The organism is Saccharothrix isguenensis (assembly GCF_052936305.1).
In genome coordinates this window covers 4,779,813-4,799,200 of record NZ_CP193626.1, presented here as the reverse complement: position 1 = coordinate 4,799,200, position 19,388 = coordinate 4,779,813, and the positions used below count along the sequence as shown (strand labels likewise).

14 protein-coding genes and 2 pseudogenes are annotated in these 19,388 nt (G+C 69.6%); 10 read left to right on the top strand and 6 right to left on the bottom strand.

The annotated features are described in order from the left end of the window. Positions 1-1,072 precede the first annotated feature (1,072 nt). The gene (locus tag ACRAKI_RS21485; RefSeq protein ID WP_447002301.1) at positions 1,073-1,813 is read left to right on the top strand and encodes a glycine-rich domain-containing protein; all 741 of its coding nucleotides are present in this window, start codon (positions 1,073-1,075) and stop codon (positions 1,811-1,813) included. Between the two features lie 377 nt (positions 1,814-2,190). Here ACRAKI_RS21485 and ACRAKI_RS21480 read toward each other — a convergent pair whose 3' ends face one another. Continuing rightward, positions 2,191-3,060 carry a pyridoxal phosphate-dependent decarboxylase family protein gene (locus tag ACRAKI_RS21480; RefSeq protein ID WP_447002300.1) on the bottom strand — a complete coding sequence of 290 codons (870 nt, stop codon included), beginning with the start codon at positions 3,058-3,060 and terminating at the stop codon, positions 2,191-2,193. A 53-nt stretch (positions 3,061-3,113) separates the two neighbouring features. Here ACRAKI_RS21480 and ACRAKI_RS21475 point away from each other — a divergent pair, with 53 nt between their 5' ends. From ACRAKI_RS21475 to ACRAKI_RS21465, 3 genes and pseudogenes are all read left to right on the top strand, one after another. Beyond that, positions 3,114-3,485, top strand: a complete 372-nt coding sequence (locus ACRAKI_RS21475; RefSeq protein ID WP_447002299.1) for an STAS domain-containing protein — start codon at positions 3,114-3,116, stop codon at positions 3,483-3,485. A 108-nt stretch (positions 3,486-3,593) separates the two neighbouring features. Further along, a pseudogene (locus tag ACRAKI_RS21470) lies at positions 3,594-4,501 on the top strand (IS5 family transposase). A gap of 57 nt (positions 4,502-4,558) precedes the next feature. Next, positions 4,559-4,723 (top strand): annotated as a pseudogene (locus ACRAKI_RS21465) (wax ester/triacylglycerol synthase domain-containing protein); the annotation flags it as partial. 134 nt (positions 4,724-4,857) lie between these two features. Here ACRAKI_RS21465 and ACRAKI_RS21460 read toward each other — a convergent pair. Next, on the bottom strand, positions 4,858-5,646 hold the full coding sequence (locus ACRAKI_RS21460; RefSeq protein ID WP_447002298.1) for an SDR family oxidoreductase: 789 nt from the start codon (positions 5,644-5,646) through the stop codon (positions 4,858-4,860). Positions 5,647-5,718: 72 nt separating this feature from the next. Next, positions 5,719-7,299 carry a PHA/PHB synthase family protein gene (locus tag ACRAKI_RS21455; protein WP_447002297.1) on the bottom strand — a complete coding sequence of 527 codons (1,581 nt, stop codon included), beginning with the start codon at positions 7,297-7,299 and terminating at the stop codon, positions 5,719-5,721. A gap of 740 nt (positions 7,300-8,039) precedes the next feature. On the opposite strand from ACRAKI_RS21455, the gene ACRAKI_RS21450 reads away from it, so the two are divergent. The 6 genes from ACRAKI_RS21450 to ACRAKI_RS21425 all read left to right on the top strand — a co-directional run bounded on the left by ACRAKI_RS21450 (position 8,040) and on the right by ACRAKI_RS21425 (position 14,839). Beyond that, positions 8,040-9,776, top strand: a complete 1,737-nt coding sequence (locus ACRAKI_RS21450; RefSeq protein ID WP_447002296.1) for an alpha-keto acid decarboxylase family protein — start codon at positions 8,040-8,042, stop codon at positions 9,774-9,776. Positions 9,777-10,005: 229 nt separating this feature from the next. Further along, the gene (locus ACRAKI_RS21445) at positions 10,006-10,905 is read left to right on the top strand and encodes an alpha/beta fold hydrolase (protein ID WP_447002295.1); all 900 of its coding nucleotides are present in this window, start codon (positions 10,006-10,008) and stop codon (positions 10,903-10,905) included. After that, a complete protein-coding gene (locus tag ACRAKI_RS21440; RefSeq protein ID WP_447002294.1) occupies positions 10,902-12,563 on the top strand; it encodes an FAD-binding dehydrogenase in 1,662 nt (553 codons plus the stop codon). Before ACRAKI_RS21445 ends, ACRAKI_RS21440 begins: the two co-directional genes overlap by 4 nt. A gap of 291 nt (positions 12,564-12,854) precedes the next feature. Continuing rightward, complete coding sequence (locus tag ACRAKI_RS21435; protein WP_447002293.1) at positions 12,855-13,403, top strand: DUF6230 family protein; 549 nt, start codon at positions 12,855-12,857, stop codon at positions 13,401-13,403. Positions 13,404-13,421: 18 nt separating this feature from the next. Next, positions 13,422-14,372 (top strand): DUF6114 domain-containing protein, encoded by a 951-nt coding sequence (locus tag ACRAKI_RS21430; RefSeq protein ID WP_447002292.1) that lies wholly within the window; start codon positions 13,422-13,424, stop codon positions 14,370-14,372. A gap of 236 nt (positions 14,373-14,608) precedes the next feature. Then, positions 14,609-14,839 carry a hypothetical protein gene (locus ACRAKI_RS21425; protein WP_447002291.1) on the top strand — a complete coding sequence of 77 codons (231 nt, stop codon included), beginning with the start codon at positions 14,609-14,611 and terminating at the stop codon, positions 14,837-14,839. 823 nt (positions 14,840-15,662) lie between these two features. Here the strand turns inward: ACRAKI_RS21425 and ACRAKI_RS21420 are convergent. From ACRAKI_RS21420 to ACRAKI_RS21410, 3 genes are all read right to left on the bottom strand, one after another. Further along, a complete protein-coding gene (locus ACRAKI_RS21420; RefSeq protein WP_447002290.1) occupies positions 15,663-16,766 on the bottom strand; it encodes a Leu/Phe/Val dehydrogenase in 1,104 nt (367 codons plus the stop codon). A 232-nt stretch (positions 16,767-16,998) separates the two neighbouring features. Continuing rightward, on the bottom strand, positions 16,999-17,517 hold the full coding sequence (locus tag ACRAKI_RS21415) for a transposase (protein ID WP_447002289.1): 519 nt from the start codon (positions 17,515-17,517) through the stop codon (positions 16,999-17,001). A 297-nt stretch (positions 17,518-17,814) separates the two neighbouring features. Next, positions 17,815-19,200 carry a hypothetical protein gene (locus ACRAKI_RS21410; RefSeq protein ID WP_447002288.1) on the bottom strand — a complete coding sequence of 462 codons (1,386 nt, stop codon included), beginning with the start codon at positions 19,198-19,200 and terminating at the stop codon, positions 17,815-17,817. Positions 19,201-19,388 lie beyond the last annotated feature (188 nt).

Here is a 19,388-nt window from a genome sequence, read left to right as displayed (position 1 = left end):
GCGCCGCAGCGTCTCCCGGCTGACCGCGGCCACGGTGCCGCGGTCGAGCGGATGGTCGCGCAGCTTGGACAACGACCAGGTCGAGAACGCGGTGATGCCCCAGTCGGCGGGCGCAGTGCGGGCGATCAGGCAGATCCGTTCACGGACCGCCTCACCGACCACGTAGTCCTCGCTCACCTGCATCAACGAGGTGATGTCCCGGACCGCCTGGCCCTGGCCGGACGCGAGGAGCACCAGCGGCGCGACGACATGCTCGGCGTGTCGGCGATCCCGACCACACCCGGTGAACCGGTCCTGGACGACCTGCACGCCGACAAGCCGACCGCGTTACACGCCCTGGTCTGCCGCGGCGCCGACCCGCCGAACGCAACTGGCCGGCTTCGTAGGCAAACCCTTCGGGTAGGACTTCGACACCACGTGCTGTCGGCGAATGCGTTTGATCATTGCATAATACCTGTCTTCATTATCCGTGTTGCACTGGCACTCGGAGTCGCGCCGCGGAACGGGCCAGCCTCGCCCAGCAGCTTCATCACCGCTGGCGGCGTGCACGGCAGCACCGCCCGGTGGATGCCCGTCGCGTCCACGAAGCGCCGGTTCTCCTAGAGGCAGCGGCCTCCAGAACAAGTGCATGCCCTCGACGTCATCACGCGGGTCCACCAGCTCTCCGGACATTCTTCGGGTGGTGTTGATCGATTTGGTCGGGATGGCGACTTGCTCTATCGCTTGCTGTCACATGAGGCAGGGTCGTATGGTAGGAGACAAACATAGAAAAAAGGGTCACCCGATTCGCCGTGGTGCTACCGGATTCGATGTTGATTGGAATTCTTCGTCGTGCGAGCGTGAATCAACCTCGTTGCACCTGTTGTTTCAGGCGGCCTTCCGGTACGAAGGAAGAATCGCCTCGACGGGTCCCAGGTGATCGGAGTCCGATGCGACAGCTTTCGCGTGGTGCACCTGACCCCCCGCTGCCTGGGCGCGGCTCCCGTCGTCGGCTGCGGCACGTCCTCGTTCCGGACGACTGCCGTGCACGCCCGCGAAACGTGAACACCACTGGCCAATCCAAGGAGGACTCATGTCACTCGTCGATCCGTCCGGCCGTTCCACCCGCCGAAGAGGGCTCACCTCGGTGGCGTTGACGGTGCTGCTGCTCCCGCTGGCCGTGGCGACGCCGGCTCACGCGGCCTCGGTCATGGTCTACACCAACCCCGGCAACCCGACCTTTACCGTGCCGGCGGGCGTCACCGCGGTCACCGTGCACGTCGTCGGAGCCGGCGGCGGGGGTGGCGGCAGCGGCTGGGGGTTCTTCCCCGTGCCCGGGCCCGGTGGGGGCGGTGCCGGGGGCGGCGCGAACGCCAGCTGCACGCTGACCGTCACCTCGGGCACCGTCCTGAAGATCTCGGTCGGCGCCGGCGGTGCCGGAGGTGGCCCGCGGGAGGGCGTCTACCAGGCCAAGGCCGGAGCGTGGGGTGGGAGCTCCAGCATCACCACCGGTACGACCGTGCGGGCCAGCAGTGGCGGCGGCAACGGTGGGAAGGGCTCGCTCGGTGACAACACCGGCGGCGTGGGGGGAGCAGGGAGCAGCTCGGTGAGCTGCGCGGGGACCGTGTCCACCACCACCCCCGGCGCGAACGGCGCCACCGGCGGCAATGGTGTCCTCAGCAGCGGCGGAGGTGCGGGTGGCGCACCTGGCGCGACGGTGCCGTCCGAGTGCGCGGCCGGCACCGGACGAGGTGGGAACGGCGCCAACGGCGGTGTGTTCAGCGGGTACACCGGCGACGTCGGAGGCAACGGCTGCGTCGTCATCAGGTACTGACCGCCGCCCGTCCGGACCGAACCGCGTCGCCCGCGCAGGTGGCTCGGCCCCTGCCGCTCGCCCCACGTCGGTGGCGCACTCGACCGCGTGACACTGGGGTAGACCTCGGCGTCGAAGGCCGGTGACCGTCCGCCGGGGAGCCATCGGCTTCGCGGTGGGCGGCCCGGTTCACGGCCCAGCCGCCGGACAGTCGCCCCGACTCGCCACGCGGCGCGGCGCACACCGGGGGAGTGGCCGGCGAGCCCGCAGCCGCGCCACCCACCGGCACTCGGCAACGCGCAGGGCCCGTCGTCCTGCCGGTCGGCCCTCACCGGTTGTTCGGGGTGCAGGCGCTGCTCGCCGGGTCCCGGGCGGCCGGTGTCGGGCGAGCAGGCTGGTCACTCCAGTGCGCGGCCCGCTTCCAGAACGTCAACGACGAGGCTGTCGACGTCGGCCGGGGTGGTGCGGGGGTTGATGGTGCACAGCCGCAGGGCGCGGCGGCCGTCCACGCCGGTCGTGGCGATCATGAACCGGTCGCCGTTGTTGACGGTCTCCGCGATCCGGGCCTGGATCGCGTCGAGGTCCGCGGCGCCGTCCGCTGCCCGTGGCCGGTACCGGAGGCAGAGGATGCCGAGGCTCGGTCCGGCGAGCAGTTCCAGCTCGTCGCTCCGCTCCACGAGTTCGGCGGCGTGCTCGGCCAGGTCGAGTCCGTGGTCGATGGCCGCGCGGAAGGCGGCGACGCCGAAGCCCTTGAACGACAACCACAGCTTGAGCGCCCGGGCGGCGGTCGTGAACTGGACGCCGTGGTCGGACAGGTTGACCTCGCCGAGGTCGGGGCGGGTGAGGTCGAGGTACCCGGCCTGCGCGCGGAACCGGCCCAGCGCGAACGCCCGGTGCAGCGTGGCGGGGTCCCGCACGAGCAGGCAGCCGATCTCGTAGGGCTGGAACAGCCACTCGTGCGGGTCGATGACGACGGAGTCCGCCTCGTCCAACCCGACCAGGGCGGCGCGCCCCTGGTGGTCATCGAGGCTGCGGCCCCGTGCGCGCCGTCGACGTGCAACCAGAGGTCGTGTTCGCGGCACAGCCGGGCGAGCTCGGGCAGCGGGTCGATGCGCGTGGGGGCACAGCGGGACCGCGCTAGCGGTGGGCCAGGCTCGACGTGATGTCGTTGAACAGACAGCGCCCACGGCGGTCTGGTCGCGCGGTGCAGGCTCGTGTGGGCTGCGTGAGCCCGCACCGCGCCCTTCACCACCGACTGCGACGCCCATTTCCAGGGCGGGCAGGGGCTGTGCCGGACCGCAGGTGCGGTCATGATGGTGCGGTGAATGCTGCCGACTCGCCCACTCCGGAGTTGACCACCGACCTCCACGGTGACGCCGTGATCGTCCGTGTCGTCGGGGACATCGACATGGTCAACAGCGACGAGCTGCGCGAACGCTGCGTGGACCTGCTGGACAGCGGCGTGGAAGCCCTGGTGATCGACCTGTCCGGGGTGACGTTCTTCGCTTCCTCCGGCATCGCCGCACTCGGCCACATCCGTGTGCACAACGCGTCGCTCCAGCGCCGACCGGTCCACGTAGTGGCCAGCCGCGCCGTGCGCCGTTCGCTGACGGTCACCGCGATGGACAAACTGCTGCCGCTGCACGACACGGTGGAACACGCGCTGGCCGCCGCACAGGCGGACGCCCTCTAGCGCGTGTTTCAAAGGTGAGGTGGCTGGCGGCGTGTCGGTGGCCGGAATGTGGCGAGGTCTCCGGTAGATGGTTTAGCGACCAAGCAAAACCGCAGTACCGGAGACCTCGTGGCCAGCGTAGCGGCAGCGGGGCGGTTCGATCTGACCGACGCGCAGTGGGCACTGGTGCGACCACTGTTACCCGTCGGCGTCAGGCCGGGACGTCCCCCGAAGTGGAGTAAGCGGCAGTTGATCGACGGCGTCCGGTGGCGGGTGCGGGTGGGTGCTCCGTGGCGGGATCTCCCGCCCGAGTACGGGCCCTGGCAGACCGTCTACGGGTTGTTCCGACGGTGGCAGCGGGCCGGGGTCTGGCAAGCGATCCTGGCCGCGCTGCAGACCCGTGCGGACGCCGACGGGCTGATCGTGTGGGACGTGAGCGTGGATTCCACGATCATGCGGGCGCACCAGCATGCCGCCGGTGCGCGTAAAAGGGGGATCTCCAGGTCGAACCGCCCGACACACCGACCGGTGGCACGGAACCGGACGATCACGGGTTGGGGCGGTCGCGGGGCAGGTGGACCAGCAAGCTGCACCTGGCCTGCGAACAAGGCCGCAAACCGCTGTCGCTGCTGGTCACCGCGGGGCAACGCGGCGACAGCCCGCAGTTCGTGCCGGTGATCGAGGCGATCCGGGTGTCGCGTCCGGACGGTGGTCGACCACGTACCCGGCCGGACCGGGTCCTGGCGGACAAGGCCTACAGCTCCAAGGCCAACCGCGCCTACCTGCGGCGACGAAAGATCAAGGCGACCATCGACCAGCCCCGCGACCAGGCCGCCCACCGCAAGGCCAAAGGCTCCCACGGTGGACGGCCACCGACGATCGACCGGCAGGTCTACAAGCAGCGCCACGCCGTCGAGTGCGGCATCAACCTGCTCAAACAACACCGGGCGGTCGCCACCCGATACGACAAACTCGCCATCCGCTACCAGGCCACCATCGACATCGCCGCCATCAACATCTGGCTACGCCACATCTGAAACACGCGCTAGAGCTGGGGGTGGAGTCGATCCCGCCCCCGACTCAGGGGGACGGCATCGACTCCTCGCCCGTTCTGGTTGGTGGACCAGACCTTCGAGCTGCGCAACCACTTGCGCCGGGTGCGGTTGCCGGAGCCCGGGACGACCCGCCATCTGCTCGACCTGGCGCAAGCGGTCGCCTCCGCGCCCTTGCCGGCGGAGCGTCCGCGGAGACGAGGGTGAAGTGGATGCCGTGAGAATTGGCGTTGGTGACGGTTCCGCCGCCGCCGTCGTCGTCGAACGACTCGGTGGCGCCGCCGGTGCCGTTGATCCTGACGTCGGCGACCGTCGCATCGACCTGGTGCCGTGGGAAGCCCTCACAGGTCGGGGAGGTCCAAGTCGACGTTGAAAGCGTGCAATCCGCCGTCGACCTCGATCACCTTCCCTGTCATATACGAGCTCGCGTCCGTGGCGAGGTAGAGAACCGCGGCTGCGACGTCCTGCGGATCGCCGATACGCCGTAGCGGGGTCGCCGACTCGATGCGCTCGCGCATCGTTCCCTCACCGACCAGCTTCTGCAACGCCGACGTGAGCACGGTCCCCGGGGCCACGGCGTTGACCCGGACCCGGGGCGACAGATCCGCAGCGGAGAGGCGGGTGTAGTGGATCAACGCCGCCTTGGCCGTCCCGTAGACGAGGAACCCGCGACCGGCGAGGCGTCCGACCACGGACGAGATGTTGACGATCGCGCCGCCGTCGCCGCGCAACATCACCTCAGCTGCGGCACGCGTCAACGCGTCCGCAGTGGACACGTTGAAGCGGAAGGCCTTTTCCAACCAGTCTGTTGAACTGCCCGCCAGCGGACCGGGCCGACCCCCGCCGACGTTGTTGACCACGACGTCGATCCGGCCGAACTCGGCCTCGGCGTTACCGGCCAGCGCCGCTGCGGCACCTGGGTCGGACAGGTCGCTTCGCACCACGATCGCTCGACGACCCGTCCTCCGCACCTCCTCTGCCACCGCGAGAAGTTGTGACTGTGTGCGCGCGGCGAGCACGACATCCGCACCGGCTTCGGCGAGCGCGATGGCACTCGCCGCACCGATGCCGCGACCGGCGCCTGTCACCACCGCGACCTTGTCGTCCAAGCGGAACCGGTCGAAGATCATGGGTCGACTCCTTGGTGTCGTTGTGCTCGATGACCGAAGTGCGGCTGCCGCCACGAGGGCTCGGAGCGCCGATCAACGCGATCGCACGTGCTGGCCTGGAGCGGGGACGCCAGCGGGGTGCCGGTCGCTCCCCACGGCAGTGGCGGGGACAAGTGGTCCCGAACGGGGTGCGAGCCACCGGGTCCAGGCTTGCCACCAGGACTCGTGTCGTGACACCGAGCCGTTCGACCACACCGAGGGATCGTCCGGCAGGGGGCTCAGCCCCGCCCGGTAGGCGGCTTTGGGGCGCGGCGGGCTGATGATGCTGCCCACGTGCCCGGACGGCACCAGGTGGAACGCGACATCACCGCCGAGCAAGCGCGCACTGCGGTACACCGTTTGCCAGGGAACGATGTGGTCCCGGACACCGGCGACCACGAAGGCGTCCTGGGTGGCGTTGGCGAGGTTCACCGGTTGCCCACCGATCAGCAGCCGGCCGCGGGCCAGCGTGTTGTCGACCGACAACCGCAGCGTCTGCTCGAAGAGGACACGGGGCACGTCCACCCCGTCCTCGCTCCACGCCCAGATGTCGAAGGGTTGCGGCCGCTCTCCCAGCAGCCAGCCGGAGATCGACGGCTGCCACACCGTGTCCCGCGAGCGCAGCAGGTCGAACAGCAGGCTGATCCGGTCGGCATCCACCAGTCCGTCGCTTTTGGACAGGACACCGGTCAACAGCTTGATCTCGACTTCCGACCACTGGTTCTGGTCGTCGGGCGAGGGGTGGTCGAGGGCGGACATCAGCAGCGTCAGCGACGCCGCTCCCGGTTCACCGGTTGCCTTGAGCCGGGCGGCGAGGGACGCGGCGAGCACCCCGCCCGCGCACACCCCGACCAAGTGCGCCTCCGGGGATCCGGTGATCTCCCGCGCCACGTCCAGAGCGCGTAGCGGAACCCGGTGGAAGTACTCGTCCAGCCCGATCTCCGCGTGGTGGGGCAGGGGGTTGCGCTGGCTGACGGCGAACACCGTGAACCCTTGCCGGACCGCCCATTCGACGACGCTGCGGCGTGGGGCAAGGTCGTAGATGTAGTACTTGTTCACCCAAGCGGGGATCAGCAGCAGCGGAACCCGATGCACCTCGGTGGTCTGTGGCTCGTACTGGAGCACCTCCATCAAGTCGTCGCGGTGCACGACCCGACCTGGTGTGGCGGCCAGGTTCACGCCCAGGCGGTAAGCGCCAGGGGACATCTTGGCCGGGCGGCCGCCGCGGCGCACCACGTCGTCGAGGAAGTTGATCGTGCCGCGGGCCACGCTCGCGCCGCGGGTGGCCACGACGCGGCGGAGCGCCGCGGGATTGCCGATGAGCGTGTTCACGGGAGCCACCGCCTCGGTGACGACCTCCGCCAGGAACCGCGCTTGCGACCGGCGCCGCGCCGGCACGAATGGAGCCTCGGCGCTCGCCAGCACCAGTCGGCGCCATGCCAGGTACGTCCGGAGAAGGTACCGGTAACCGGGGGAGTTCCAGGCGGCGTCGTGGAACCGTTCGTCGCTGGGGTCCGGTCCGGCGCCGATCGCCGCCGGCAAGTCGCGGAACCACCGCCCCGCTCCGGCGTCCGGTTGTGGTGTTGGCGGTCCCGACCCGTCCGGGACGTTCGTCTCGCGATCGTGCGATTCCACTGGTCGTGCTCCTCAACGGATCATCGGCCCAACCGGATTTCGCCGTGGTGGGAGCGGACGCTGCGGCGCCGTCGCGAGCGCGCCGCAGCGGAGGGCGGCGAGGGGGTTACGAGCCCCTGGCATCCACTTCTCGAGCAACAACGTAGAAGTGCGCGGTGCGCCTCGACAGGGCGCATGGACGGGTCGTTGTGTCACCGGGGGTCACGGGAGGTGTGAAAGGTGTGGCGGGGTGGCTCGCGGTCGGGTCCGCGCCCCGACCGAGCCGCCGTGGGCTCCAACACGGCGCTGTCTCAAGTGGGTGCTGGCTGACGTGGCGGAACCTGTCGTGGGCCGCCGCCCGGCGCTTCGCTGCGGCGGGTCGGACGCGCGAGCCAGAACGGCAGGTGTCCCGATGAGGCACCGAAGACGAGTGCGTGACGCGTGGCGGATCGGCACACCACGCGAGACGGCTTCGACGGGCGACGCGCGTCGCGTCGCCGCATACGGTCGGTGGCGCGGAGCCAAGGATCCGCGAGTCGAGGACCACCAGGGCTTCACCGGACTCTCGTGTGGGGCAACAACCGCCACCCGAAGCTGCACCTCGCGGTCCCCGCGATGGGAGCAGTCATGCGCGGCCTCGACACGCACATGACTGCAGCACAACGCGCCTGCACCGTCCGGCACGCCGGGCGAGCCAGGCGCACCGCGTCCCGGCGGAACACCGGTGCGACGCCGGGTTCCACGCCGAGAGAGGAAAGCACATGACGACCGATCGACCGGAAACGAGCGCCACGGTGATCGACCACATCCTGGACCGCCTTAGTGCCCTGGGGGTGCGGCACCTGTTCGGCATGGCGGGGGACTACAACCTGAAGGTGCTCGACCACGTGGTCGCCCACCCGCGGGTGGAGTGGGTCGGGACGACGAACGAGCTGGGAGCCGCGTACGCCGCCGACGGCTACGGGCGGGTCAACGGCTTCGGTGCGCTGCTCACCACCTTCGGCGTGGGTGAGCTCAACGCGATCAACGGCGTGGCGGGCAGTTACGCCGAGCGCGTACCGGTGCTCCACATCGCGATCGGGCCGACCACGACCACCGAGCGGGAGGGCAGCGCGGTCCACCACACGATGGGGGACGGTGATTTCGACCGGTTCGCCCGAGCGCACCGGCAGGTGGTGTGCGCCGACGCCGTGCTGCGACCAGAGGACGCCCTGTCCGAGGTAGACCGCGTGGTGACGGCCTGCCTGCGGGAAAGGCGGCCCGGGTATTTGCGAGTACCGCGCGACGTTGCCCTCGGCCCCGCATTCCCGCTTCCGCCGCTGAAGCCACCGGACCTGAAGGCAGCCGACCCGGACAACCTGGAGGCATTTCGCACCGCGGCCCGCGCGCGGCTCGCCGAGTCGGACGAGGTCGCGGTCCTGGCGGACTTCCTGGTCGACCGGTTCGACGCCCGCGCGGAGCTGGCCGCGCTGGTGGCCGCCGGTCCGCTGCCGCATGCGACGACGGTGGCCGGCAAGACGGTGGTGAGCGAGCAGACGCCCGGCTTCCTCGGGCTGTACGCGGGTGCGATGAGCGAGGCGGGTGTCCGGGCCACCATCGACCGCGCGGACCCGCTGATCATGGCGGGTGTGCTGCTCACCGATCACATCACCGGCAAGTTCACGCACGAATTCGATCCTGGAAGGACCATCGACCTCGGACCGGCGACCGCTCGGGTGAACGGCGTGGAATTCCCCGGCGTGCCACTGGCCGCCGCGCTGACGGCGTTGACCTCGCTGATCAAGGAGCGGCGACCGGTTCGAACGCCCGTCACCACGCCGCGCCGGCGGGACTCGCCGGCGAGCATCTTGACAGCGGTGAAGAACTCCGCTGCCGCCCTCGGCTGGACGTTGTGCGGATCCGCGACCCCGCTGACCCAGTCCTACCTCTGGAAAGCCGTGGGCGAGGCCTTGCGGCCCGACCACGCCGTCTACGCCGATAGCGGCACGGCGCTTTTCGGCGCGGCGGAGCCACGTTTCCCCGACGGGGCCCGCTTCATCTCCCAGCCGCTGTGGTCATCCATCGGCTATTCCATCCCCGCGCTGCTCGGCGGGCAGCTCGCTGACCCATCCCGCCGCGGGGTGCTGCTCGTCGGCGACGGCGCGGCTCAACTGACCGCGCCGGAGCTCGGCGTGATCGGCCGTCACCGGCTCAACCCCATCGTGGTCCTGGTGAACAGCGACGGCTACACGGTCGAGCGGATCACCAACGGGCTGCGGGCCCCCTACAACGACGTGGTCCGCTGGCACTGGCCCGAGGTGCCGGCGGCGCTCGGCGTCCCGCACCCGCTCGTGCTGTCCGCCCGCAGACCTGCCGACCTGGACAAGGCGCTCGCCCGGGCCGTCACCACCACGGACCGCCTCGTCCTCATCGAGGCTTTCCTCCGCAAGGAGGATGTGCCACAGGGGTTCCTCCGCTTGACCGCCAACCGTCCTGACAGGGCGAAGTGGGTGGCGTGAGCAACGCCGAGCGGAGCCGGTCCGGCGGCAGCAGAAGCACGGATCGTCCCCGTGCGAGCGGGCGTGCGGCCACGCGACGTGCGCGCCATCAAACGCATCGAGTGTGCCTGTCCGCCAGCCCTGCGCGGTGCGTCCGTCGATGCTCTCGGCAGTCGAAGGAGACCCGTACGGGTGTCGAGTCTCCGCGCCGCGTGGTTCCCAGCGTCCCCCCTTCAACGAGGAGAACTCCATGACCACCTCCACCGATGAGCGAGCGCGAGGGGTAGAGGAGCATTGGACCGACGTGGACGGCACCGCCACCCGCTACCTGGAGGCAGGCAGCGGCCCACCCGTCCTGCTGGTTCCGGGTGAAGCGTCCGTGGCCGAGCAGTGGTACGACGTCATCCAGGGCCTCGCAGACCACTACCGGGTGGTCGCGGTCGACTTGCCGGGCTATGGCTACACCGAGCCGACCAGCGACGCCTCCATCCCGGCGCTCGCGAGCTTCCTGTGGCGATTCGCCCGGGAACTCGGCTTGCGGCGACCCGTGCTCATCGGGCACTCGCTGGGAGGAGCGGTGGCGATCCACGCGGCTCTGGAACAACCGAGTCGGGTGCCGGCGCTGGTCCTGGTCAATTCCGCCGGGCTAGGACGCGTCATCAACCCGATCGCGATCCTGCAGTCCGTCACCCCCTTGGGGGATCTGACCGCGTGCCTGATCCCGGCGCTGCCGTGGGGTCCCCGGCTGTACGTCGCGGCGATAGCGCTGATCGGAGCGCGCCGACCGTGGCGCATTCACGCGGCCTGGTGGTCGAGCCAGGAGCGGGCGGTATCCACACCGGTGGCGCTGGAGACGAGCGTGCGCTCGCAACGCGCTGCGATCGGCCTCTTCGGGCAGCGAAACCCGGTTCTGGGCCGGTTGCACGAGCTGCCGATGCCGACCCTGGTGGTCTGGGGACTCCAGGACCCGCAAGTTCCCTTCTGGCAGGCCATCACGGCTCGCCTGAAACTGCGTCACGGGCGGTTGGCGCTGGTCGCGTGTGCCAGCCACCTCCTGCCGTTGGAAGCTCCTGAGGAGTTGGTCCGAGCGGTTCGCCGGCTCCTCGCCGATGTGGGCGCCGCTCAGGACCGCGGGGAGGAGCTGTCATGAGCGACGTGGCGGACGTCATCGTCGTGGGCGCCGGGTTGGCCGGGCTCGTCACGACCTTCGAACTGGCCAGGTTCGGGCGACGGGTGCTCGTGGTCGACCAGGAGAACGAAGCCAACCTCGGCGGGCAGGCGCACTGGGCACAGGGTGCCCTGCTGCTGGTGAACACGCCGGAACAGCGACGGCTGTGCATCAACGACTCGCTGGAACTGGCGTTGTCGGACTGGCTGGCCACGGCGGGCTTCGACCGTGACCTCGAGGACCGCTGGGCTCGCGCGTGGGCTGAGTCGTACCTGGGTTTCGCCGCCGGCGGCATGCGCGACTACCTACGCGGGCTCGGGTTGACCCTGATGCCCAACGTCGGCTGGTTCGAGCGCGGGGCCGGCACCGCGACCGGGCCCGGAAACTCCGTGCCCCGGGCGCACGTCGTCTGGGGTTCGGGACCCGAACTCGTGCGGATCTTCCGTGACCCCGTGCTCGACGCCGCCGCACGCGGCTCGGTGAGCTTCAGGCACCGGCACCGGGTCGACGAGATCGTCGTCGAGGGTGGAGCGGCGGTCGGTGTGCGCGGCGCGCTGCTGGAGCCTTCGGACGCCCCGCGCGGCGCGCCCTCCAGCCGGCACGAGGTCGGCACGTTCGACCTGCGAGCGCAAGCGGTGGTCGTCACCTCGGGCGGCATGGGCGGAAATCTCGACATGGTGCGCGCCCACTGGCCGACCGACCGCCTCGGCGCCTTTCCGGAGTCGATGCTCGTCGGCGTGCCGGCGCACGTCGACGGGCGGATGCTGGAGATCACCGCACGGGCCGGCGGCTCGGTGGTCAACCTGGACCGCATGTGGCACTACTCCGAGGGCCTCAAGCACCACAGCCCGACCTGGCCGCGCCACGCGTCGCACTTCGTGCCCGGCCCGTCGGCCCTGTGGCTGGACCCAGCAGGGCGGCGACTGCCGCCGCCGCTGTTCCCAGGGCACACGTCCGGGACCGTGCTGCAGCACATGGGGCTGAGCGGCCACTCGCACTCCTGGCTCATCATGACCCAGACGATGCTGGACAAGGAGTTCGACTTGTCGGGCTCCGCCGAGAACCCCGACTTGACCGGCAAGAACTACGCGTTGTTGCCGTTGCGGCTGAAGAAGAGCCTGATGAAGTCGGTGCGCGACTTCGTCGAATGGGGCGAGGACGTCGTGGTCCGCCGGAACCTGCCCTCGCTCGTGGAGGCGATGAACGCGCTCACCCCCGGAACACCGCTGGACCTCGCGCGCGTGGAGCACGAAGCCGTGACGCGCGACCTGCAGGTGCGGAACGAGTACACCAAGGACATGCAGCTGATGTCGATGCACAACGTGCGCCGGTACAAGGTCGAGCGGTTGATGCGCACCGCCCACCCGCACCGGCTGCTCGACCCCGCGCACGGGCCGCTGTACGGGATCCGGCTGAACCTGTTCACCCGCAAGACCCTGGGCGGGGCGCAGACCAACCTCGACTCGCAGGTGGTGCGGCCGGACGGATCCGTCTTCGACGGCTTGTACGCGGCCGGTGAGACGGCCGGGTTCGGCGGCGGAGGAGTGCACGGTTACCACGCCCTGGAAGGAGGGTTCCTCGGCGGGTGCATCTTCTCGGGCCGGATCGCCGGACGAGCGCTCGGCAAGAAGTTGTCATGAGTCGCCGGCGACTCCGCACCACGGAGCGAGGCGTCGCCCGGCGCGCGGTCACGGCGGGCACCGCCGGGCAGGTAGAAGCCCCTCGTCAGCCGGGCCTGCGAAACGCGGTGCGCCGGGCCGCGTGCGGCTAGCGGCAAGTCGCCGGGCCGACAGGTGCCGCGACGTCGTCGCGGTCCGCACCGCGCACAGAATTCCGCCCGACTGCCGGGCGACCGAGGAAGGGATGGGGACATGAAGCGCTCGGAATCGCGAGGAAGGACCAGGTGGGCCCGGTTCGCCGGGATCCTCGGAATGGCGCTGGCCGGAGCGGCACTGCTGCTCACCGGACTGTCGCAGGGAGCGCTGGCGGCGTCGTTCGCGGTGTCCGGTAGCGCGTTCAAGATCAGCGCGGACAAGCTGGTGGGTGAGGGGTTCGTCCTGTACGGAGACGTCGACCAGGGTGCCGACGAGGCCCACGCAGTCGCGGTAGGGGCGTTCCGCAAGGCCAGGATGGACAACTTCTGCCAGTCGGTGTTCCTGCCGAAGGTGCCCCTGGTCGGAGACGTCACCCTGGTGCTGACCTCGGGTGGGCCCGCAGCGATGGAGTCCACGGACATCATCATCGGCATCGCCTCGCTCACCGGCGATCTCCTCCTGACCGACACCCACATCGGTATCGACGCCGCTCAGTTGTCCAAGGGACCGGCAGCGGCGAAGGGCAGGCCGGGATCGTTCGGCTTGCAGGCCGACGGCGCGACGATCGGCCAACTCCGGCAAACGGCTTGGAGCACCACTGCTCAGACCCTGCGGCTGAAGAACCTCGCGATGTCGCTGAGGAGTGGCAAGAATGAATGCTTTTGAGTCCACCTGCGGCCACCGGTGGCCGCGGTGAGCAGCGGGCCGCTCGGACGGGTCAGGGCCGGATGGCGGGGATTCCGCAGCTGGCGAAGGCAACGGCCTTTCGGTGCCGGCGTGTTCCTGCTGCCCGCCTCCGTCGCGATAGGACTGCCGCCGTACGCCTCCTTCCGGCTGGGCGACCTCGTGCTCTCGATCAGGACCATCGGCGGGGTGTCGGCGCTGCTGATCGCCGCTCTGCTCCTGATCTGCGCGGTGTCGCTGTGGATCAGGCCGCAGTACCGGGTGGCGGCCGGCGTCACCGCGATCCTCGTGTCGCTGATCGCGCTGGTCAACAGCAACCTCGGCGGATTCCTGGTGGGCACTGCGCTGGGACTCGTAGGTGGGGCGTTGGCCCTTTCGTGGGCGCCTCCGTCCGCTGACGGGCGGGATCGCGGCCAGGAAGACGGCCCGGGCTCGTCGCGCACCCGGGCGGCGGGGGTGGTGGTCCTCCTCGTCGGCGCGATGGTCAGTGCCCCGGCGGCTTCCCCCTCGACCACCACCACCGCTGCTCCGTCCGGCCGGGTGTGGGTGCTGACGGCCTCCGTCCTTCAGCTGAGCGGACTGCAGTACCACGGGGTGAGCACAACCAGGGTGGGTGGCGTGACGGTCGAGGTGCTCAGGTTCACCGCCAGCCGCATCGACATCACCAGCCTGGTCCAGACGAGTGAGTTGATCGACGGCCACCTGGGTACGATCACCGCACCACCCGGAAGCGTCTCGACCGCCACCGGTCACCGCATCGAGCTGCTCACCCTGCGGTTGAAGGGAACCTTGAGCTTGGTCGGCCCGGTCGGCCTCCCTGTCGATTTCACCCCGGCTCATCCTCCACCGCTGGTGTTGCCCAGCCTCACCTTCACCGACGTGACCGTGGTCAACACCGACCTCGGAAACGCCCGCCTGACCATCCCCGCTGCCAAGATCACCAGCACCTGACCGACTCTCCGACCAACGCGGTGCCGGATCGGCCTGACCGGTCAACGCCCGTCACGCTGCTGAACTGGTGACCGCCGGCGAGTGACGTTCCGTCCGTGGTTGCCGGTATCTGATCGCAACTACCCGACCACCGCGGTGGCGTCGAACATGCCCGGTCTGGTCCATGTTCGGTCGAGGTCCCCCGGTGAGGTGAAGGCTCGTGTCGTCCTGCTGTACCGGGAGGCCGATCCCAAGCCGTGCTTCGAAGCCTGGCCGGGCAGGCGAACGTGCACCGGGAGGCGTCGCGCAACCGGATCAGGGAGGACGAGTCCGGCCGCAGCGACCGGGGTGACAGACCGACGACCGACGAGTCGGAGGAGCTGTGCCGACTGCGGTGGGAGAACGGGGAGCTCAAGCGGACCAATGACATCCTCAAGGCCGCGTCCGCGTTTTCGCGGCCGGACTCGACCTCGATCCGGTGGCAGTAGTCAAGCTCGTGGATCAGCTTCGGGATCCAGTGCGTCCTTCGGGACCCGGGCGTCGTCTCCTCCACCTATACGGCTGGATGGCCCGCCGAGCCGACCGTCCCGGCCCGGACTGGAGGGCAATGCAACCACCGTTGAGGTCGCCGTCATCCGCGCCGCCTCAGGCGGCACCTACGCCAGCGCGCGAGTGCACCAGGTCCTGCGCCGTAGTGGCCGCGCAAACGGATCAAGCGGCTGATGCGTCAGGCCGGGCGGCGGGGCGCAATCCTGCGCAAATGGTGGCGCGTTCGATAGACCAGGCCGGATCCTCGCGCCACCCCGGAACCCGATCGGGTGAACTGGGACTTCAGCGCAGCTGTGCCGGACCGGTCGCGGGTGGCCGACGCCAGCCGGATTCGCACCGGCGAGTGCACCTTCCGGCTCGCGGCCGTGTGCGACTCGTTGCCCGACTGGATCGTCGGCTGGAAGACCTCCGACAGCTGTGACACCGACCTGGTCCTGGGTGCCCTGGAGTACATGATCTGGTCGCGCCACGCCGGGGTGCCGTTCAGGTGGGTGATCGCCGACGAGGCCCACGGACGGGCCGAATGCCGGCGGAAGTCGCGACGCACGGGCCGTGCGAGTCCGACCGAGCGCAGGTGCCGCTACGCATCCTGTGGCGACCGGACCGGAGAGGCAACGCTGGCTCGTCGGCCACCCGATCACCGAGCCGGCCGACGTCGCCCACTACGTCGGTTGTGGTCCTCACCGCGTCGCCCTGCGGGACCTGGTAGCCACATCACCGTTCCCGGGCATGGCCCGTGTCCGGCTCGTCGCGTCACCCCGCTCATGATTTCGCGCCTGCCGCACGTGCCTGCGCCGCGGTGGTGATGCGCTGCTCGGCGATGCCGTCGGCGGCCTCGCCGGGCATGATGCCCGTGAGTTCCGCCCGGTTCAGCACCGCCAGCGTGGTGTCGAAGATCTTCTCCACCTTCAGCGAGGTCTCGTCCACCGAGTGCCCCTGCAGTTCACCGACCGCGTGGATCACACCACCTGCGTTGGCCACGTAGTCGGGTACGTAGACGACACCACGGTCGGCCAACTGCCGTTCCACGCGCCGGTGGGCGAGCTGGTTGTTGGCGGCGCCGCATACCACTTCGGCTGTGATCACCGGTGCGGTGTCGTCGTCCAGCACCCCGCCCAGCGCGCACGGGGCGTAGACGTCCAGTCCTGGGCTCCGGACGAGGGCTTGGGCGTTGTCGACCACCCTGCACTGAGGGAACTTCGCGGTGACCCGGGACAGCGGCTCCTCCTTCACATCAGTGATCATCACCGATGCGCCTTCCCGGACGAGCAGCTCCACCAACGGCTGCCCTACCGCGCCCACTCCGGCGACACCGACTGTGCGGCCGCGGAGCGACGAGGTGCTCCAACGGTGGTATGCCGCAGCTTTCATGCTGTTGAGCACGCCGCGGGCGGTGTAGAGCGCCATCTCGCCGACTCCGTCGACCTTCCGGGAACGGCTCGCCGTCCACTGGCAGACACGGGCTACCACGTCCATGTCGGACGTGGTGGTGCCGAGATCGCTGCCCGTCACGTACGAGCCGCCCAGGGACGCCACACACCTGCCGAAGGCCAGCAGGAGCTCTTTGGACTTGGTTCGTGCCGGGTCACCGATGATGACGGCTTTTCCCCCACCGAAATCGAGGCCGGCAACCGCGTTCTTGTACGACATGCCGCGCGACAGGTTGAGGACGTCCACGATGGCCTCTTCGTCGCTGCCGTACTCGCGGTAGCGCGCTCCACCCAGCGCTGGGCCGAGAACGGTCGAGTGGATCGCGATGGCTGCTTTCAGTCCCGACTGCCGATCCTGGCAGATCATGACCTTCTCATGCTCGAAGCCCGCCGAACCGAGAATGGTGATGGGCGCGCTGAGGCCGAACGAACTCATATCGCTCCTCATTCCGGGAGGCGGAGAGTCGAGGACTCTTCCCGTGATCCGCAGCCGACCTCCGGCCAGCATGTTCTCAGCAAGAATGTAGGAGGGCTCACGTCGCCCGGGCAGGCGCGCAGGAAGCCCGGAGGCGCGCGGGCGCACTCCGGGTAGCGCGGAGGTTGTGCGGTAGTCGCGCGAGCGGCTGGTCTGTCATGGTCGCCGACGAACGCGACAACAGGCGGTCGTCTCACGTCGTGTGTCGTGGTGACGTTCGGTACTCGACGGGCTCGACCGCCATGGCCCGGTTCCGCGGTACCGACCGGGTCGTTCCCGCTCCGGTGCCGACGGGGGTGGAACGGGTGCTCGTCCGGGCGAGGGCGACGTCGATGATCGTCGCGGCCCACTCCCCGTCGTCACCGAGGTCGGTGTTCTCCAAACGCTGTCGCATCCCCGACCACAATCCCGCTTCACTCCACGCGGTGAAGCGGCGGTGTGCCGTTGCCGGCGACGTGGCGAAGCAGGAAGGCAGATGACGCCACGCGCATCCGCTCGTCAACACGAAGACGACGGCGGCCAACACGTCGCGATCGTCGAGGGCGCCGGTGCCGCCTCCTTGAGGACGCGGGACGAACCCCGGGATCAACGGCGCGACCAAGTTCCACAACGTGTCGGGCACCAAGCGCTCTGCGAGGTTTCTCGTCATGACTGAAAATGTTCGACACTGCGGACGGTCGTGACAACCTGTGCGTTCCGTCTCGCGTGGCACACCGGCGGTTGTACTGCGCAGCACTTCGGCTTCATCACTCGAAGCGCAGGTCCGAGGTAGGCCGACAGCTGTTCGGTCGGCCTCGGCGCTTCGGATGACGGGGGAGGACTGCGGCCACATGAGACATCAGTTCGAGGAAGCACTCGATGCTTTCAATGGCACCTGCTGCGCTCCAGCGCGCGTGCGCACAACGGGCGATCCGCGCACCTCCGGGACTCACACTGTGCCTGCGACATGGCTGGTACCGCGCCTACCACGGGGAGAAGTGACGGGTAGGTGGCGGTCGCCCGCATCCCGTCACGAGGCAAGGTGGCGATCTCCTCCGGATTTTTCGAGCAGAGCGCGAGCTTCATCCTCATGCCCCAACGCCTGGAGACGACCGCAGAGCTCCTTCAAGTCCTCCGTGCACTGCGCCGAGCGCAGCCCGTCGAGCACCTCTGCGGCCTGTGTGGCGGTGTTGTGGCTCCGGATGACTTCTCCCAGTCGCAGCTGCGTCGAGGCCACCAGCAGCAGCCGGAGCGCCCGACGTCGCGTCCGGTCGGGGGGACAATCCCGGAGGGCTTCCAACGCCCACCGCGCGGCAGGCACCGGTCGGTCCAGGTCCAGGAAGCAACGGGCCTGTTCTTCCGCCAGGTAGGACCGGTCGACATGCCTGCTCCACTCCGGCTTTTCGTCGGAATCGACTTGCGCCAGCACCTCAACAGCCTTCCTGATGGCACTGTCACTGGTGTACGCGTCCCCCAGCAGCGCATGGCCGCGGGCTTCGGCCGCGTGGCAGACGGCTTCCGCGATCCGGGCGCCCCGCCTCCTCGCGCCCTCCAGGGCGACGCGGGCCAGCTGGACGGCTTCGCGCGGGCTTCCCGACAGGAGCGCCACGCGGCTCATGCCGGACGCCAGCACGTATGCGCCGAGCCCGGGGTCGTCCGCCGCCTGGGACAACCGCAGTGCCTGGATGTAGTAGCGCTGCGCGAGACCGGGCTGCCCCGTGTCGACCGCCATGTACCCGGAGAGCTCGGTGAGCCGCGCCGCGATGCCCAGCAGTTGCCGCCCGATGATCTCCTCACGGGAACCCGTGAGGAGATCGGAGATGACGCTGTCGAGGTAGTGGACCACGCCGGGGCGGATGCTACCGCTGCCGAAGCACCGGTCGAGGCTGACGAAGGCCGCCGCCGTCGCTCGCGCTGCCGTGATGTCCGCCGTGCCGACGGTGAACGGCCCCGACGACGCGACCTCCGGGTCGGGCTCGGTGATCAGCCAGTCACGGCTGGGCTGCACCAGCACGGACGTCGGCAGGCGCTCTCCCTCCGGGGCGCCGAAGCGGTTCGCGTCCGCGCGCCACAGGGCGCGCACCTCCCGCAGGGCTACCTCCAAGGTCGGCTCGTACTGCAGGCCCGCGGTCGGAGTGGTACCCGGCTCGGCGGCCATGCCGATCTCGTCGACCGTCACCACGCGGCCCAGCTTGCGGCTCAGCGCCTCCGCGATGACCATCGGCGCACGACCTCGTGGCTGCTGTCCTCTCAGCCAGCGCGACACCGACGTCTTGTCGTAGTGCAGGTCCAGTCCGTGTTCGGCGCCGCACACGTTGACCCGGCGGGCCAGCCCTGTGTTGGAGCACCCCGCTTCGTCCATCACCGTCCGCAGCCGATCGTTCGCCTCTCGACCGGCGAGTTGTCGCGCGCCCATGCCGTCACATCTCCCTGTCTGCAGTCGGATCCGGGCACCTGTGGCCCGTGAAACCGTGACTCGTCCGGGCGTCCGCTCCTGTGACGAAGTTGGACCGGTTCGAGATGGGATGTACGCGAGTCCCGAACCGGACCTTTTTTACGGGAATCGATTGCGCACGCACTACCGCGGCGAGCTGATTCTTTTGG

Bases quoted from the DNA above. Each gene is read 5' to 3' on its own strand.
- ACRAKI_RS21485 (WP_447002301.1), top strand. From the start codon at position 1,073: ATGTCACTCGTCGATCCGTCCGGCCGTTCCACCCGCCGAAGAGGGCTC.
- ACRAKI_RS21410 (WP_447002288.1), bottom strand. From the start codon at position 19,200: ATGGGCGCGCGACAACTCGCCGGTCGAGAGGCGAACGATCGGCTGCGG.
- ACRAKI_RS21450 (WP_447002296.1), top strand. From the start codon at position 8,040: ATGACGACCGATCGACCGGAAACGAGCGCCACGGTGATCGACCACATC.
- ACRAKI_RS21480 (WP_447002300.1), bottom strand. From the start codon at position 3,060: ATGGGCGTCGCAGTCGGTGGTGAAGGGCGCGGTGCGGGCTCACGCAGC.
- ACRAKI_RS21445 (WP_447002295.1), top strand. From the start codon at position 10,006: ATGACCACCTCCACCGATGAGCGAGCGCGAGGGGTAGAGGAGCATTGG.
- ACRAKI_RS21420 (WP_447002290.1), bottom strand. From the start codon at position 16,766: ATGAGTTCGTTCGGCCTCAGCGCGCCCATCACCATTCTCGGTTCGGCG.
- ACRAKI_RS21460 (WP_447002298.1), bottom strand. From the start codon at position 5,646: ATGATCTTCGACCGGTTCCGCTTGGACGACAAGGTCGCGGTGGTGACA.
- ACRAKI_RS21435 (WP_447002293.1), top strand. From the start codon at position 12,855: ATGGCGCTGGCCGGAGCGGCACTGCTGCTCACCGGACTGTCGCAGGGA.
- ACRAKI_RS21440 (WP_447002294.1), top strand. From the start codon at position 10,902: ATGAGCGACGTGGCGGACGTCATCGTCGTGGGCGCCGGGTTGGCCGGG.